The sequence below is a fragment of the uncultured Abyssibacter sp. genome (assembly GCF_964000955.1).
Lineage (GTDB): Bacteria > Pseudomonadota > Gammaproteobacteria > Nevskiales > OUC007 > Abyssibacter.
Map to the genome: position 1 here is coordinate 1 of NZ_CAXFCL010000369.1, position 16,246 is coordinate 16,246.

Genomic DNA, 16,246 nt, shown 5'->3' on the forward strand with positions numbered 1-16,246 from the left:
GCATGGCGGCGGCGATGTCGCCTTCATCATCGGCGGGCCCGACGGTCTGGACGAGCGGGTGACGCAGCGCGCCGATGCGATCTGGGCGCTGGCGAAGATGACCTTGCCCCATGCGCTGGTCCGCGTGGTGGTCGCCGAACAGGTCTACCGCGCCTGGAGCATCGTCAGCGGGCATCCCTACCATCGTTGAGCAGCCGGGTCATGAACCGGCTGTGCGGGTCCTCCACATAGGGCTCGAACGGATCGCAGAACGCGAATCCGTGGCGGGCGTAAAGCCGCCGCGCCGGCGCATAGGGCTCGGCGGAACCGGTTTCCAGGCTTAGTCGCTCCAAACCCATCCCGCGTGCCTGCGCCAGCAGGTGGCGCATCATTGCGTCACCGACGCCCCGGCGCAGCCAGGCCGCCGCGGTGCGCATCGATTTGATCTCGCCGTGTGCCGGCGTCAGCGCTTTCAGCGCGCACATGCCGACCAGGGCGTCGTTGCACCAGACGCTCCAGAAGCGCACGCCCGGACCGCGCAGTCCGCTGTCATCCAGTGCATGCACGCTTTCGGGCGGCGACAGACTGGCTGCCGTGAGCAGGTGCTCACGGAGCAACGCCCGCACCGCCGGATCGTCCAGCGTGTCGCCGCGAAACTCCAGCACCGGCGTGGGCCTGTCCATCGGCTCAGCCTGGATTGTTGCCGGGCGGCAGCGGACTTGGCGCCTCGATCGGCAGCTCGACGTCTCCGGTGATGGTCACGGTGCCGGGCAGATTGATCGTGCGCGGATACTGGATATCCGCCGAGGAGAAGATCGGCCCGACCCGGTCGCCCGGCAGCAGCCGGATCGACACGCCGGACAGGCGGCCGCGTTCGCAAAGTATTTCGGCGTCCGGTGAGCAGCCGTAGAAGTAGGGCGTCGTGCCCGAATCATGCTCGTTGACCACGCCCATGCTGTCGGCCCAGGGGAAGGTCGTGGTGTTGCGAATCGCGGTGATCTGGTCGTGCAGCGTGACCAGTTCGCCATCGCGCTCCAGCCCCATGCCCACGAACACGATCGGGTCGACGGCCAGCGAGTTCAGTTGCAGCCGCGCGGTCGGCAGTCCGGCCATGACCCGGGATTCGCTGTCCGGCACGGTGTAAACCGGCACGAACACCTCGGCGTTGAGGTCGGCGGCCCCGCCCAGAATCAGGTTCACCGAACCCAGATCACAGGTTGCCGAATCGCCACCGTCGCAGACATAGGCGGGCGCGCGACCGGAGGGCGATGAGGCACCGACGCGAATGTCGTCCATGCTCGCCAGGCTCAGGCCTTCCTTGAGATAGCGGAAGGCGGCCGCGCTTTGTCCGGCGGGGTGGTAGCGGTCATCGACCAGCGTGTCGTCGGGATCGGTGTTGGGTTGGGTCATGCACACGACGGGGATGACATCGGCCGCGCCGGTGTCGCCGCGCAGCTTGTCCTCGAACCAGGCGAACATCAGCTCGGACACCGCCAGGCGCTCCTGGCCGATGTCACCATCGCCGTCGGCGTCCACCGCCAGCTCGCAGTGGACGATCTCGTCGATGTCCATCGATGTGCGCTGGCCGGTGTAGGGCGGCTGCTGGGTCACGGTGAGCGGATGGCCACCGGAGACCAGCAGAAAGCGGACGTCGTTGCCCGAGCGCGCGAAGCAGCTCGCGTCGTCATAGGCCTCGTTGAAGTCGAACAGCGTGTCGCGCACGCCCTGGATGTGAAACACGTCGGCCGTGGTCGGCACGCCGGTGGTGGCGTCGCAGTAGTCGGACACGCCATTGCGCCCAAGGGTGTTCTGGATGTCCGCGCTGGTGCGGTTCAGCACCATGGCTTCGACGAACGCCTGGTTGATCAGCGCCGGTGTCGGCTGTCCGTTGGACAGTGTCCCGCCCTCGACGGCGAAGCCGAACAGCAGGGTGATCCAGTAACCCTTGGGCACGTCGTTGGCGTGCAGCGAATACCGCAGATCGTTCCAGGTGCCTTCGGGAATGAGTGCGTCGAAGCGCTCGCGCGGTGGACGGCCGGCGGTTTCCAGGGTATCGGTGGTCGATGCGGTGTACTGCCAGCCGCCGCCATAACTGTAGCCGAGCATGCCCACGGCCGGGTCCGCGGCTTCGCCGTCACCGGCCGGGGCGAGTCGCGTGCGCTGGTCGTTCATCAGCAGCGACGGTCTGGCGTCGTCCACGGCGGCGCTGCTGATGTGCTCCGGATTGGCGGCGTCGAACTCGAATGCGTAGATCGAGTCGCCGGCACCGGCGGACGATTCGCCGCGAAGGGGCTTGATCGCCCAGTCCAGCAGCTCGTTGTGGTCCAGCCCTTCCAGCTCGCGGCTCATCAGCCCGATCTGCCCGCCGGACTGACCGAAGCCGCGCTGCGAGAAGGAGATGACGAAGTAGCCCGCGTTCCAGGCGGCCAGCGCGGCCTGGTTGTCGACGAAATGCGCCGGTTCCACCGAGAAGTCCGGATTCTTCGCACCACCGAAGCCGTGGCTGTGGACCACCAGCGGGGCGTGGCCCAGCTCGCCGGCTTCGACATCGAACAGGCCGCAGTCGGCGGCCGTGGCCGCGCCCGGGCAGGCAATGCTGCCCAGCGCATCCGGGTGCGGCACGTAAACGGTCATGTCGATCCGCGTACCGTCGTGCAGGGTCTCGAAGTAGGCATCGAAGCAGTAGCCGAGGCCGGCGGCCAGCCGGGGGTCGCGGTCGTCGCAGGCGACCTCCACCGGTGGCGGTGCGTCCGCCTGAACGACGATTTCCGCCGTGGCCGATGCCGTCGCGCCATCGGCATCGCGGGCGGCGTACTGGAATCGGTCCGCGCCGGTGTAATCCGTCGGCGGGGTGTACAGCAGCGTGTCGTCGGCCTGGCGCTCAAGCGTGCCGCCCGCGGTGGTGAATTCGGGTGCGCTGTCGAGCACCAGATCATCGCCGCCGTCATTGGCCAGCACGTCCAGGACATTGTCGGAGGAGTTCTCCGTGACCGTGAACAGGTCGTCGACGGTGCGTGGCCCGTCACCGCCGGGCGGTGTGGCCGATTGGCCGCATGCCGTCAGTGCCAGCAAGATCGCTGGAATCAGCAGTCGTGTCCGGGCGGCCAGGTCCGGGATGTTTCTCATTGTGTGCTCCCCATCAGCGCAGTGCGGCGACGCCGTGTTCCGAATGGCGCGCGAGCGATCAGTATGACTCACCCGATCGGAGCGGCCATTCTCTTCGCTCTGAGGGCTTACGATGCCATGCGATAATTCCCGGCATGAGCAGAATACCCTCCGACGGCGTCGATCCGGCGCATGTCGATTTTCATCTCGCGTCCGCCTCGCCCCGCCGCCGGGAGCTGTTGTCCCGGGCCGGCTATCGTTTCGTCGTCCGCCCCGCCGACATCGACGAGACCGCCGATATCGATGATCCGGATGTGCTGGTCGTTGCGCTGGCCGAGCGCAAAGCCGCGGCCGTGGCCGCGGTGGTCGACGGTCCGGTGCTGGCCGCGGACACGCTGGTGGAGGTCGACGGCGAGGTGCTGGGCAAGCCGGCTGACGAGGCCGATGCCCGCCGGATGCTGCGAGCCGTCTCCGGCCGCGCGCATCGGGTGCTGTCCGGCGTCGCGCTGGTGCACGCGGGTGGCCTGATCAGCCTGGGCACGGCGACGACCGTGTACATGGATCCCTGGAGCGATGATGACATCGCCGCCTACTGGGCCTCCGGCGAGCCGCAGGGCAAGGCGGGCGCCTACGCGATCCAGGGGCGGGCCGGCGACTGGGTCCGTCGCATCGAGGGCAGCTACACCGGCGTGGTCGGGCTGCCGATGGCGGAAACCCGCGAACTGCTCGGCTCGGTCGGCATCGGGGCGGCATGCGCATGAGCACGGAGATTCTGGTCAACGTGACCACGCAGGAGACCCGCGTCGCGCTGGTCGAGAGCGGGCTGGTGCAGGAGGTTTTCGTGCAGCGCGAGTCGCGCTACAGCGTGGTCGGCAATCTGTACAAGGGCGTCGTGCGTCGGGTGTTGCCGGGCATGCAGGCGGCCTTTGTCGATGTCGGTCTCGAACGCACGGCTTTTCTGCACGCCCACGACATCCTGCCCAACGGCGAACTGCCGGTTGGAGAGGAGCCGGCGATCCAGGAACTGGTCCACGAGGGCCAGGAAGTGCTGGTGCAGGTGGTCAAGGACCCGCTGGGCACCAAGGGGGCGCGTCTCACCACCCAGCTGAGCATTCCGTCCCGCTATCTGGTGTTGCTGCCGTATTCCTGTCATGTCGGCATTTCCGCACGCATCGAGGATGACGAGGAACGCGCCCGCCTCAAGCGCACGCTGGAATCGGTGATTGAGCAGGAAGGAGTCACCACGGGGTTCATTGTTCGCACCGCGGGCGAGGGCGCCAGCGAGGAGGCGCTGCGCGCGGACGTGCAGTTCCTGATCAAGCTGTGGGACTCGATCCGTCGCAGCGCCAAGGACGCGCCAAAGGCGGCGATGGTGTACGGCGACCTGCCCATGGTCATGCGAATCCTGCGTGACCTGCTTGGCACCGACGTGGATCGGGTGCGCATCGATTCATCGGAGAGTTACGAGCGCGTGGTGCGCTTCGCCCGGCGCTTCATTCCGGAGGCCTCCGACCGCATCGAGCTCCACGACGGTGAGGGACCGATCTTCGATCTCTACAGCGTTGAGGACGAGATCAACCGGGCGCTGGACCGCAAGGTGATGCTCAAGTCCGGCGGCTACCTGATCATCGATCAGACCGAGGCGATGACCACGGTGGACGTGAACACCGGCTCCTTCGTCGGCCATCGCAATCTGGAAGAGACGATCTTCAAGACCAATCTGGAGGCCGCGCAGTCGCTGGCCCGGCAGCTCCGGCTGCGCAATCTTGGCGGCATCATCATCGTCGACTTCATCGACATGCAGGACGAAGAGCACCGTAAGCAGGTGTTGCGCGTGCTGGAGCGGTCGATGGCGCGTGACCCGGCGCGTAACGCGATTTCCGGTGTCTCCCCGCTCGGGCTGGTGGAGATGACCCGCAAGCGCACGCGCGAGTCGCTGGAACATATCTTGTGTGACGTTTGTCCGACCTGTGGTGGGCGTGGCTCGGTGAAGACCGTGGAAACCGTCTGCCACGAGATCTTCCGCGAGATCATGCGCAGTGCCCGCCAGTTCGAGGCCAAGGAAATGCTCGTGATGGCGTCCAGCGACGTCATCAGCCGACTGCTGGAAGAGCAGTCGACCGCGCTGGCCGAACTCGAGGACGCGGTCAGCCTTCCTGTGCGTTTGCAGGCCGATGCCGTCTACACCCGGGAACAGTTCGATGTGGTGCTCGTCTAGGAACGCGGGTCCGCAAGTTGCCTCGCCCCCTTTGGAGCCGATGGAGCACGACCTGAATGCAGCGTAGCCGACGCCGGCTCTGGACCTGGACCGTCACCACGGTTGCCGGCGGCCTCGTGCTCGCGGCGCTGGTCGTGGGCGTGTTCCGGCTCGCCGTGCTTGCCGCGCCCAGCTACAAGCAGGACATCGAGGACTGGGTCGCCGGGGTGATGAACCGCCCCGTGGACATCGGTGGCATGGACCTGACCTGGCGGGGGCTGCGCCCGACGCTGAAGTTTTCCGATGTCGCGCTACAGGGCGTGAGCCCGATGACGCCGGCCCTGGAAGTCGCCGAGCTGGAGCTTGGCTTCACCCTGTCGGATCTGGTCCGCGGGCGGATCATGCCGGTCGCGATCAACGTGGTCGGTGCCGTCGTCGAGATCGTGCGGGATATCGAGGGCACCGTGCGGATTCGGGGCGTCAATGTTTCCGGCGAAGGCGGGAGCACACTGGTCAGCGAGCAGCTGGCCGGGCTCGCCAATGTGCGGATGTCGGATGCCAGCCTGCTCTGGCACGACCAGTTTCGTGACCGCCCGCCCCTGTGGTTCCGCGATGTGGACATGGACATCGATCGCATCGGCACCGATCTGGATATCGACCTGTCTGGCACCTCGCATCTGGGAGGGGGGCGCGCGCAGGCGACGATGCGGCTCTCCCGCTCCGCGGACGGCACGCTGCTGGGTGTGGGCGGCCGCGCCCGCATCGACGCGCTGGAGCCGGGTCCGTGGATGGACGCCTGGTTGCCCACGCCGATCGGTCTGATTGGCGATCCGCTGGAGCTGTCCACGCAGTTTTCCTGGGCGCGGGGCGAGTCGGTGGTGCTGGACGGGCAGGTGCGCGCCGACCGTCTGCGTCAGGTCAGTGGGCCCGGCGCGATGGATCATCTGCGCGCGGAATTCGGCGCGACGCTCGACGCCGCTCAGCAGCGTCTGGTCGTGCGCGATCTCCAGATGGGCCGGGACGGTGCGGACTGGACCGCGGATCGCGTGGTGGTCGAGAGGCAGGCGTCCGACGCGCGGCGCTGGCTGGCCGTTCAGGCCACCCACCTGCGGCTGGAGAGCCTGCTGCCGTGGTTGGCCGGGGTGGATCCGTCCGGATTGATGCATCGGGTGACCGGGGATGTCAGTGATCTGCTGGCGGAGGCGGAGTGGTCGGATTCGGTCGCCGACGGTCCGCCCGAGCTGTCGCTGACCGCCAGGCTGAAGGGGGCCGGCCTGATCGCCGAAGGCGAGCAGCCCGCGGTGCGGGGTCTGTCGGGTGTGCTGAGCCTGACCCAGGATCGCGGTGCGCTGGAGCTGGACAGCGAAGATGTCACGATCGAACTGCCCGCCACGTTGGCGCATCCGGTCGAGCTGGATCAGCTTGCCTCGTCCGTGCAGTGGCAGCGGGAAGGCGAGCGCTGGCGGACGCGCCTCACCGGTTTGTCCGCCGCCGGTCACGCCGCCCGCGCGAACGGTTCGGTGGAACTTGTGCTGGGTGGCGAGGCGCCGGAGCTGGACGTGGAACTCGCGCTGTCCAGCGAGGATGCGACCGCGCTCAAGCCGCTGATCCCGCGGCAGTGGCATCCGAACCTGCGGGCCTGGCTGGAGCAGGGCGTCGTGCAGGGCCGGGTGGGCAGCGGGCGGCTGCGTCTGGTCGGTGCGGTCGACGAGTTCCCGTTCCGGGACGGTGGCGGGACGTTCCGGCTGGAGCTGAATATCAATCCGGGCACGCTCAGCATCGGCAAGGGTTGGCCGACCATCGACGACGCCGTCGCCCGGCTGGTCATCGACGGTGAATCGCTGAGCGTGGATGCGGTCTCGGGGCGCATCCTGGGTGTTGCGCTGACGCCGGCGACGGTGACCCTCGACGATTTCCGCGACGCGGTGCTGGTCGCCGAAGGCGGGGCGAACGGGTCGCTGGACCGGATGCTGTCGTTCCTCTCCAATTCACCGTTGTCCGGGCAGGTGGGCTATCTGGACCGGGTACTGGAACCACGTGGCTTCGGTCATCTTGATCTGGCGCTGGAAATCCCGTTGAAGGACATTCAGGCCACGCGGTTTGACGGCACCGTCACCTTGACCGGCATCGAGTTGCAGTCCAGCGAGATGCCCGATGTGTTCCGAGATGTGCAGGGCACGATCGGTTTCGGCAACGACGGTCTCACCTCAACCGGATTGAAGGGCGTGTTCCGCGAAGCGCCCGTGCGTGTGGAGCTATCGACCGTGCAGCATCCGGAGGGACCGACGACGCAGCTGTCGCTGCAAACACCCGTGCGCTTCGATACCACGGATGATCCCTGGGCGCGCCTGCTTCCGGAGGCACTGCGGCGGCGCCTAGACGGCCACGCCAGCCTGCATGCGGAACTGATACTGGGGCGCGAGTTACCACAATCGCTGACGGTGACATCGGATCTGGTCAACGCCGTCTCCACGCTGCCGGCGCCGCTGAACAAGCCCGACCCCGAGACCAAGCTGCCGCTGCGCCTGGAACTGCCAATCCACGCCGAATGGCCGCGGATCACGCGCGTGGACCTCGCCGACCGTCTGGTCGCGCAGGTGCGCAGCGAGGAAGGCCGCTGGCTCGCGGCCGCCGGGCTGGGGTTCGGCGGCGGCGGCCAGCCGGGCATTCCTGATAACGGCGTCGTGGTCACAGGGACGGCGCCGGAGGTGGATGTCACGGAGTGGGCGGCCTGGCTGGGCGGGCTGGCGAGTCAGCAGGAGGGGGCGGAGGCCTCCGTCACGGTGGATCTCACCGCCGGGCGACTGGCGGCCGGCCCGCTGCGCCTGGGCCAGCAGTCCATTCGCGGCCAGCTGGACGGGCAGGGCGCCGAGTTCTCGCTGGCGGGCGCGGCCGAAGGCACGCTGCGCTGGGAGGCCGCGGGTCGCGGTCGCTGGGAGGCGCGGCTGGATCATCTGTACACGGAGCGACTGGCGAAGATGGACGGCCCCGACAGCGATGGGGAGCCCATGGAGGTTCCGCAGCGCTGGCCGGCGATCGATGTCGAGATCGCCCATTTGCAGGTCGCCGATCTCGACGCCGGACGGCTCACCTTCAAGGCGGAGCCGCGTCCATCCGGGATTTCACTGGAGACCCTGCGGCTGGAAGGCGGTGAGCTCGATCTGGAAATGGGCGGTTACGCCGCGCGACCGGATGACGTCACGCGGGCCGGGCTCAACGGCGTGCTGGAGACGCCGCGCATCGACAAGGTGATGTTCGCGGCTGGTTTCGTGCCCAATGTGCGCGCCGAGTCGGCCCGCATCGTGCTGAACCTGGGATGGCCCGATTCGCCGGAGGGCCTGCATCTGGAAACCGCCACCGGCGCACTGGATGTCAGTTTTCGCGACGGTGCGCTGGCGGCCGTCGACCCGGGTGCCGGGCGGGTGCTCGGGCTGTTCTCGTTCTATGCTCTGCCCAGGCGCCTGTTGCTGGATTTTCGCGACATGACCGAAACCGGGCTCACCTTCGACGGCATCGACGGGCACTTCCGCATCAGTGGTGGGCGGGCGCAGACGGAGGATTTCGCGGTGTCCGCGCCGTCGCTGACCATCGACGTCCGGGGGGCGGTCGGATTGACCGACAGAACGTATGATCAGGTCATCACCGTGTATCCGGACATATCCTCGGGTGTCACCCTTGCCGGGGCGTTGTTCGGAGGACCGGCGATGGGTGCGATCCTGATGATTGCGCAGGAACTGCTGGACCGCCCGCTGAATCAGGCGACTCAGCTGACCTACCACCTGGGTGGGACCTGGGACGACCCGGTCATTACCCGCAGGGGCGTCGAGACTGCGCCGTCGCCCGCAGAAAAAGGACCACGATCATAATGCGAGTTGCTGCCATTCAGATGAATTCCGGTCCGGACGTGCGGGCCAATCTGCGCAAGCTGGGTGAACTGGTGACGCCGGCCGCCGACGCCGGGGCGCGCATGATCGTGCTGCCGGAAAACGTCGCCCTGATGCCCAGTACGCAGGAGAGCCGGGTGCATGCGGCGGAGGTCGAGGGCGAAGGGCCCATCCAGACCGCGCTGGCGGACCTGGCGCGCAAGAACCGGATCTGGCTGATCGGCGGGACGATTCCGCTGAAGGTGCCGGGCGAATCCGAGCGGGTCGCCCCGGCGCTGCTGGTCTTCAACCCCGATGGCAAGGTCGTCGCCCGCTACGACAAGATTCACCTGTTCGACGTCGAAGTGCCGGGCGAGGCGCGGCGGCAGTACCGCGAGTCCGATGATTTCGTCGCCGGCAGCGAGGTGCGCTGCGTGCAGGTCGACGATGTCTGCGTCGGGCTGTCCATCTGCTATGACCTGCGGTTCCCGGAGCTCTACCGGCTGCTGGTCGACCAGGGCGCGCAGGTGCTGGTCGCGCCGTCGGCGTTCACCGCGCAGACAGGCCGGGCGCACTGGGACCTGCTGTTGCGGGCTCGCGCGGTGGAAAATCTCGCGTTCATTATCGGCCCCAATCAGACCGGCGTGCACCCGCGTGGCCACCAGACCTGGGGCCATTCGAAGATCATCGACCCCTGGGGACGGACGCTGGCGGCCGCCGAAACCATGCCGGGTTTCGTGCTGGCCGATCTGGATCTGGAACTGCAACGGCAGACGAGAACACGGTTCCCGGTCTTGACCCACCGGCGCATCGGCCGCATTGAGGATGCATGAGTACTGAACTGATCGAACAGGCCCGCGGCGCGCTGCTGGAGCCGACCGGGCTGCGCGACCATGATCTCGACACCCTGCTGGGCGCGATGATGCGTCCCGGGGTGGACTACGCGGATCTTTATTTTCAGCGTTGCCGATCCGAATCCTGGATGATCGAGGACGGCATTGTTCGCAGTGGCAGCTTCGATCTGGAGCAGGGCATGGGCGCGCGGGCGCTGTCCGGCGAGAAGGCCGGTTTCGCCTATTCCGACGAGCTGCATCTGCCGGCGCTGGAAGCCGCCTCGTCCGCCGCCGGCGCGATTGCGCGCACGGGCGGAGTGATGCAGGCCAACAAGAGCGATCAGCCGCCGGTGCCGGCGCGTTATGGTCGGATCGATCCGCTGACCTCGCTGCCGACCGCGGACAAGCTGGCGATGCTGGAGCGGGCCGACAAGGCCGCCCGCGCCGCCGATTCGCGGGTGATCCAGGTCATCGCCAACGTGGTCGGCGTGCATGAGGAAATCCTCGTCGCCGCGTCCGACGGCACGCTGGCCGCCGACATTCGCCCGCTGGTGCGCTTCAGCATCCAGGTCACGGTGGAGCAGGACGGGCGGCGCGAGCGTGCGCATGCCGGCGGTGGCGGCCGGTTTGGCTACGACACCCTGGAGGCGGGTGACCGCATCGAGGCGCTGGCCCGCGAAGCCGTGCGCATCGCGCTGGTCAAGCTGGCAGCCCGGCCCGCACCGGCCGGTGCCATGCCCGTCGTACTCGGCCCGGGTTGGCCGGGCGTGCTGCTGCACGAGGCGGTGGGTCACGGTCTGGAAGGCGATTTCAACCGCAAGGGCAGTTCGACCTACAGCGGTCGCGTCGGCGAGCAGGTCGCCGCGAAGGGCGTCACCGTGGTCGATGACGGCACCATCGCCGACCGCCGCGGTTCGCTCAGCATCGATGACGAGGGAACGCCGTCCGGACGCAACGTGCTGATCGAGGACGGCGTGCTGCGCGGCTACATGCAGGACAAGCAGAACGCGCGGCTGATGAAGGTGCCGACCACCGGCAATGGGCGCCGCGAAAGCTACGCGCATCTGCCCATGCCGCGGATGACCAACACCTTCATGCTGGCCGGGCAGGCCGATCCGGCCGAGATCATCGCCTCGGTGGAGCGTGGTATCTACGCCGTGAACTTCGACGGCGGGCAGGTGGATATCACCTCGGGCAATTTCACCTTCACGACCTCCGAGGCCTACCTCATCGAGAACGGCAAGGTCACGGCGCCCATCAAGGGCGCGACACTGATCGGCAACGGGCCGGATACCCTCACGCGCCTGTCGATGATCGGCAACGATCTGGAACTGGATGGCGGTATCGGCGTCTGCGGCAAGGATGGCCAGTCGCTGCCCGTCGGTGTCGGCCAGCCGACGATCAAGGTGGACGAGCTGACCGTTGGCGGCACGCAAGCCGGGTAGACGCGGTCGCGCCGGCCCGGCCCGGAGTCACCAGATCCGGATCATCGGCGGCGACTGGCGTCGGCGTCAGATCACGGTACCGGACGCGCCGGGATTGCGGCCCACCGGCGACCGGATTCGCGAGACGCTGTTCAACTGGCTGGCGCTGCGACTGCCCGGCGCGCGCTGCCTGGATCTGTTCGCGGGCACCGGCGTGCTGGGCCTGGAGGCCCTGTCCCGTGGCGCGGCTCATTGCAGCTTCGTCGAAGCCGATGCGCGTCTCGCCGCGGGCCTGCAGTCGCAGCTGGCGCAACTCGGCGGGGCGGAGCGCGGGACGGTGGTCAGCGCCCGGGCGCCCGAGGCACTGGCGCGCTGCCCCGGCGATTTCGACATCGTGTTTCTCGATCCGCCGTTCGAAGCGGGCCTGCTTGCGCCGGCCCTGGACGCCGTTGCGGACCGGCTGGTGCCGGGGCATCGGGTCTACGTCGAGCGCGATCGGCGTGATACCACCGAGCTCGCGCCCGGCTGGCAGGTGCTCCGGGACGGGCAGGCGGGGCAGGTTCGTTATCATCTGCTGGAGTTTCAGCCCATGACCGACAGCCTCAAGGAGACGCCATGACTGGCGACGGCGTGATCGCGGCCTACAGCGGGACATTCGATCCGATGACCTACGGCCACACCGACATCATCCACCGCGCGGCGGCGATGTTCCCCAAGCTGATCGTGGCGGTGGGCGAGAACCTGCCCAAGGGACCGGTGTTCTCGCTGGACCAGCGTGTGTCACTGGCGCGCGAGGCGTTGCGGGGGCTGCCCAACGTCGATGTGGTCGGCTTCACTGGCCTGGTCGTGGATTTCGCCACCGACTACGGTGTGACCGTGCTGGTCCGGGGCGTGCGCAGCGTGTCCGATTTCGACTACGAAAAGCAGATGGCGGTGATGAACCGTTACCTGTCCGAATCGGTGGACACGGTCATGCTCGCGCCGTCCAAGGAATTCGCCCACCTGTCCTCCAGCCTGGTCCGCGAGCTGGCGCGTCTGGGTGGCAACGTAGACGGTGTCGTGCCCGAGGGCATTGCCCAGGCGCTGAAGGCGCACTACGGCCGGTCGGAATGATCCACATGCGTCACCCCGTCCGGCTGAACCTCGCGGTCGGGCTGCTTTGGCTGGTCGCGGTTGTCGGGCAGGCGGCCGAGCATCCGCCCGGTTACGCCCTGTCCAGCGCGCATCCCGCCGCCACCGCCGCCGGTGCCGAAATTCTCGAGGCCGGCGGCAACGCCTTTGATGCCGCCGTTGCGGTGTCCGCGGCGCTGGCAGTCGTCGAGCCCACCGGGTCGGGCATGGGCGGCGGCGGGTTCTGGTTGCTGCATCAGGCCGACTCCGGTCGTGATGTCATGGTCGACGGCCGCGAGGAAGCGCCATCCGCCGCGACCGCGACCATGTTCCAGAACGATGCCGGCGAGGCCGTGTCCTCGCTGTCGCGAGACGGGCCACTGGCCGCCGCGATTCCGGGCCAGCCCGCCGCCCTGGTGCATCTGGCCGAGAAATACGGCCGGTTGCCGTTGTCGCGCACCCTGGCTCCGGCAATCCGCCTGGCGCGTGACGGCTTCCCGGTGGATGGGCATCTGCTGGCCCGCTTGGCCTACCGCTTTCAGACGCTGTCCCGGTCGCCAGCCGCTGCCCGGGTGTTCCTGCCGGGCGGAAGCCTTCCCGAACCGGGCAGCCTGATCCGTCAGCCGGACCTCGCCGCGATGCTGGAACTGCTGGCGGCCAAGGGGCGAGACGGCTTCTACGCCGGCCCGATGGCCCAGCGTCTGGTGCGGGGCGTGCGCGAGGCGGGCGGGATCTGGCAATTGCAGGATCTGGCGAGTTACCGGGTCCGGGAACGCGCGCCGATCACCTTCGAGTTGAACGGCGTGCGCGTGGTCAGCGCTTCGCCGCCGTCGTCCGGCGGTGTCGTGCTCAAGCAGGTGATGCGGGTGCTGTCGCTGACCGACGCGATGGAGCAGCCTTCGGTGGATCGCAAGCATCTGGTGATCGAGGCGTTGCGCACCGCCTACCGGGATCGGGCCGCGTGGCTGGGTGATCCCGACCATGTCGACATGCCCATCGACCGCCTGACCAGCGAGGCCTATGCCCGCGAGATCGCCGACGCGATCGATCTCGAGCAGGCGCGCAAGAGTGACGATCTGGTGCCGCCGCAGACGCTGATCGAGGAGGGCGAGCACACCACGCATTTCTCGATCATCGATGCCGAGGGCAATCGCGTCGCCGCGACGCTGACGATCACCCTGTCCTTCGGGTCGGCATTCATGGTGCCGGGCACGGGCATCCTGCTGAACGACGAGATGGATGACTTTTCCGCCAAGCCGGGCGTGCCCAACGCCTTCGGGCTGATCGGAACCTCGGCCAACGCGGTCGGGCCGGGGCGGCGTCCGCTGTCCTCGATGAGTCCGACCTTCGTCGAGACGCCGGAGCGCGTGGCGATACTCGGTACGCCGGGCGGCAGCCGGATCATCACCATGGTGCTGCTGGGCATTCTGGAAACACTGGACGGCTCCGACGCGACGACCATCGTGTCCCGGCCCCGCTACCACCATCAGTACCTGCCCGATGCCGTCTACTACGAGCCCGGCGCGTTCAGCGACGAGGAAATGGCGACGCTGACCGAGCGTGGTTTCGTGCTCAAGAGCGCGGGGCGCGAGTACGGCAACTTCCACGCCGTGCTCTGGAACCGGGCGCAGGCAACCCTGGACGCCGCCGCGGATCCGCGCGGCATCGGTACCTCGCGCGTCGAACTGACCCCCGACGACTGAAGCCCGATGCGGCGTTGATCGCGCCTGCCGCATTGTCGCGCTTGTATTTAATTAAAAGATCAATTAATTATGTCGCCATGAGTCATGTGACCCGCAAATCTCCGGGCAGGCCGGCCGAATCCGAAGGTGTTCAGCGCGGTGAGTTGCTGGATGGAGCATTGCAGCTGTTCGCCCAGCAGGGGATCGGCGGGACATCGCTGAGTGCGATTGCGCGTCAGGCGGGCGTGACCCCGGCGCTGCTCCATTACTATTTCGGCAACAAGGAGTCGCTGGTCGATACCGTGTGGCGCGAGCGGATTCTTCCCGCGTTGCAGCCGGTCGCCGGGTTTCCGGCGCAGCAGGGCGCGGAGCTGACCGGCCGTGAGCTCGTGCTCGCATTCGCGCAGACCATCATCCGGGTCGTCGCATCCATCGACTGGCTGCCCTCGCTCTGGATTCGCGAGGTCCTGTCGCCGGATGGCCAGCTACGCCCCAGGCTGACATCGACCGTTCTGCCGCAGGTGATCGGCGTGCTCACCGAGCACATCCGGCAGGGTCAGGCGGCGGGGGAGATCAACGCGGAACTCGATCCGCGGCTGGTCCCGGTGTCCATCATCGGCCTGACCGTGTTCGCGCTGGCGGCGCGACCGATCTGGGGACGCCTGCCCGGAAACGAGGACATTGATGCCGACGGTCTGGCTCGCCATGTCACGCATCTGCTCGATCACGGAACAAGCCCCGCTCATGCGCGCTAGCTGGCTGCTACCGCTGGCGCTGGGATGCGGCCTGGCCGGGTGTGACAACGGCGAGGCGCCGATGGTCGGCCTGCTGGACTGGGATCGGGTCGACGTGGTGGCCGAGCGCAGTGAGCCGGTGACCGCGTTGCGGGTAGAGGTCGGGGATACTGTCTCCGCCGGTGATCTGCTGCTGCAACTGGACGCACAACGCGCGGACGCCGAACTGCGTCAGGCCGAGGCACAGCTGGCCAGGACAGAGGCCCGGCTGGCCGAGCTGCGTCACGGCGCTCGTGCCGAGGAGATCGAGGCCGCGCGGGCCGATGTGGAGCAGGCCGAGTCAAGCGTGCGCGACGCCGAACAGGAGCACGCACGTATCGCGGAACTGCGTGAACGCCTGGCGGTGGCGCAGGCGGAACTGGACCGGGCCGGCAATCGACTGGAGCAGGCGCGGGCGAGTCTTCAGGCCCGGCGGGCGGGCTTGTCGGAACTGCTCAATGGCACCCGTCCCGAGCAGCTGGAGCAGGCCATGGCCGAGCGTGATGGCGCGGCGGCGGCGTTGCAACTGGCCCGAACCAATCGTGAGCGGGTCGATGCCGTGGCGCCGGTGAGCGGCCGGGTGGACGCCATTCCCCATCGCGTCGGCGATCGCGCGCGCAGCGGTGAGCCGCTGGTCACGCTGCTGTCCGGCGCCGCGCCGTTCTGCCGCATCTATGTACCGGAACCCGAGCGCCTGCGAGTCACGCCCGGAACGTCTCTGGAGGTGATGATCGATGGCCGGTCGTCGCCGGTGCGCGCCACCGTGCGATCGGTCCGGTCCGAGCCTGCATTCACCCCGTATTTCGCGTTGCAGGGCGAGGACGCCAGCCGGCTGAGTTACGCCGCGGAACTGGTGTTGCAGGGCGACGGATTGCAGAACCTTCCCGCCGGGTTGCCATGTCGGGCGACGCTGACACCGTAGCCGCCCGGACGCGCGCGCCCTCCCGCGAGACGGTGATCCGCACCCGGGGGCTGACACGCCGTTTCGGTGACACGCTGGCGGTGGACGGCCTGGACCTGACCGTGGGCGCCGGCGAGGTTTACGGTTTTCTCGGGCCCAACGGTTGCGGCAAGTCGACAACCATCCGGATGCTCTGCGGCTTGCTGCTGCCCACCCAGGGCGAGATCGAGGTGCTGGGGCTCCAGATTCCGGGTCAGGCGGAAGCGCTGAAACGGCAGATCGGCTACATGACGCAGATGTTTTCCCTTTACCGCGATCTCAGCACGCGGGAGAACCTGGGTTTCGTCGCCAGCCTGTACGGCTTGCCCGGACACGCGGC

14 protein-coding genes are annotated in these 16,246 nt (G+C 67.9%); 12 read left to right on the top strand and 2 right to left on the bottom strand.

Going from position 1 to position 16,246, the window contains the following annotated elements:
• Positions 1-190 (top strand): 23S rRNA (pseudouridine(1915)-N(3))-methyltransferase RlmH (locus ABNS06_RS17980; RefSeq protein WP_348675986.1); only part of this gene is annotated, 190 nt, incomplete at its 5' end.
• Here ABNS06_RS17980 and ABNS06_RS17985 read toward each other — a convergent pair.
• Positions 165-662: a GNAT family N-acetyltransferase gene (locus ABNS06_RS17985; RefSeq protein WP_348675987.1), complete on the bottom strand. Its 498-nt coding sequence runs from the start codon at positions 660-662 to the stop codon at positions 165-167. The two genes, ABNS06_RS17980 and ABNS06_RS17985, sit on opposite strands and share 26 nt — an antisense overlap.
• 4 nt (positions 663-666) lie before the next feature.
• Positions 667-3,105: an Ig-like domain-containing protein gene (locus tag ABNS06_RS17990; protein WP_348675988.1), complete on the bottom strand. Its 2,439-nt coding sequence runs from the start codon at positions 3,103-3,105 to the stop codon at positions 667-669.
• 134 nt (positions 3,106-3,239) lie between these two features.
• Here ABNS06_RS17990 and ABNS06_RS17995 point away from each other — a divergent pair, with 134 nt between their 5' ends.
• The 11 genes from ABNS06_RS17995 to ABNS06_RS18045 form a co-directional block, all read left to right on the top strand.
• Positions 3,240-3,845: a Maf family protein gene (locus tag ABNS06_RS17995; RefSeq protein WP_348675989.1), complete on the top strand. Its 606-nt coding sequence runs from the start codon at positions 3,240-3,242 to the stop codon at positions 3,843-3,845.
• Positions 3,842-5,302 (top strand): ribonuclease G, encoded by a 1,461-nt coding sequence (gene rng, locus ABNS06_RS18000; RefSeq protein ID WP_348675990.1) that lies wholly within the window; start codon positions 3,842-3,844, stop codon positions 5,300-5,302. Before ABNS06_RS17995 ends, rng begins: the two co-directional genes overlap by 4 nt.
• A 56-nt stretch (positions 5,303-5,358) precedes the next feature.
• Complete coding sequence (locus ABNS06_RS18005; RefSeq protein WP_348675991.1) at positions 5,359-9,147, top strand: YhdP family protein; 3,789 nt, start codon at positions 5,359-5,361, stop codon at positions 9,145-9,147.
• Positions 9,147-9,977, top strand: coding sequence for a carbon-nitrogen hydrolase family protein (locus ABNS06_RS18010; protein ID WP_348675992.1), 831 nt, complete (start codon positions 9,147-9,149; stop codon positions 9,975-9,977). Before ABNS06_RS18005 ends, ABNS06_RS18010 begins: the two co-directional genes overlap by 1 nt.
• Positions 9,974-11,422 carry a metalloprotease TldD gene (gene tldD / locus ABNS06_RS18015; RefSeq protein ID WP_348675993.1) on the top strand — a complete coding sequence of 483 codons (1,449 nt, stop codon included), beginning with the start codon at positions 9,974-9,976 and terminating at the stop codon, positions 11,420-11,422. Before ABNS06_RS18010 ends, tldD begins: the two co-directional genes overlap by 4 nt.
• A complete protein-coding gene (gene rsmD / locus ABNS06_RS18020) occupies positions 11,400-12,020 on the top strand; it encodes a 16S rRNA (guanine(966)-N(2))-methyltransferase RsmD (protein WP_348675994.1) in 621 nt (206 codons plus the stop codon). Before tldD ends, rsmD begins: the two co-directional genes overlap by 23 nt.
• Positions 12,017-12,514 carry a pantetheine-phosphate adenylyltransferase gene (coaD, locus tag ABNS06_RS18025; RefSeq protein WP_348675995.1) on the top strand — a complete coding sequence of 166 codons (498 nt, stop codon included), beginning with the start codon at positions 12,017-12,019 and terminating at the stop codon, positions 12,512-12,514. Before rsmD ends, coaD begins: the two co-directional genes overlap by 4 nt.
• 5 nt (positions 12,515-12,519) lie before the next feature.
• The gene (gene ggt / locus ABNS06_RS18030) at positions 12,520-14,214 is read left to right on the top strand and encodes a gamma-glutamyltransferase (RefSeq protein WP_348675996.1); all 1,695 of its coding nucleotides are present in this window, start codon (positions 12,520-12,522) and stop codon (positions 14,212-14,214) included.
• Positions 14,215-14,291: 77 nt separating this feature from the next.
• Positions 14,292-14,948, top strand: coding sequence for a TetR/AcrR family transcriptional regulator (locus ABNS06_RS18035; protein WP_348675997.1), 657 nt, complete (start codon positions 14,292-14,294; stop codon positions 14,946-14,948).
• A complete protein-coding gene (locus ABNS06_RS18040) occupies positions 14,938-15,888 on the top strand; it encodes a biotin/lipoyl-binding protein (protein ID WP_348675998.1) in 951 nt (316 codons plus the stop codon). Before ABNS06_RS18035 ends, ABNS06_RS18040 begins: the two co-directional genes overlap by 11 nt.
• The coding region (locus ABNS06_RS18045) for an ABC transporter ATP-binding protein (RefSeq protein ID WP_348675999.1) at positions 15,864-16,246 on the top strand (383 nt) is incomplete at its 3' end. The genes ABNS06_RS18040 and ABNS06_RS18045, both read left to right, overlap by 25 nt.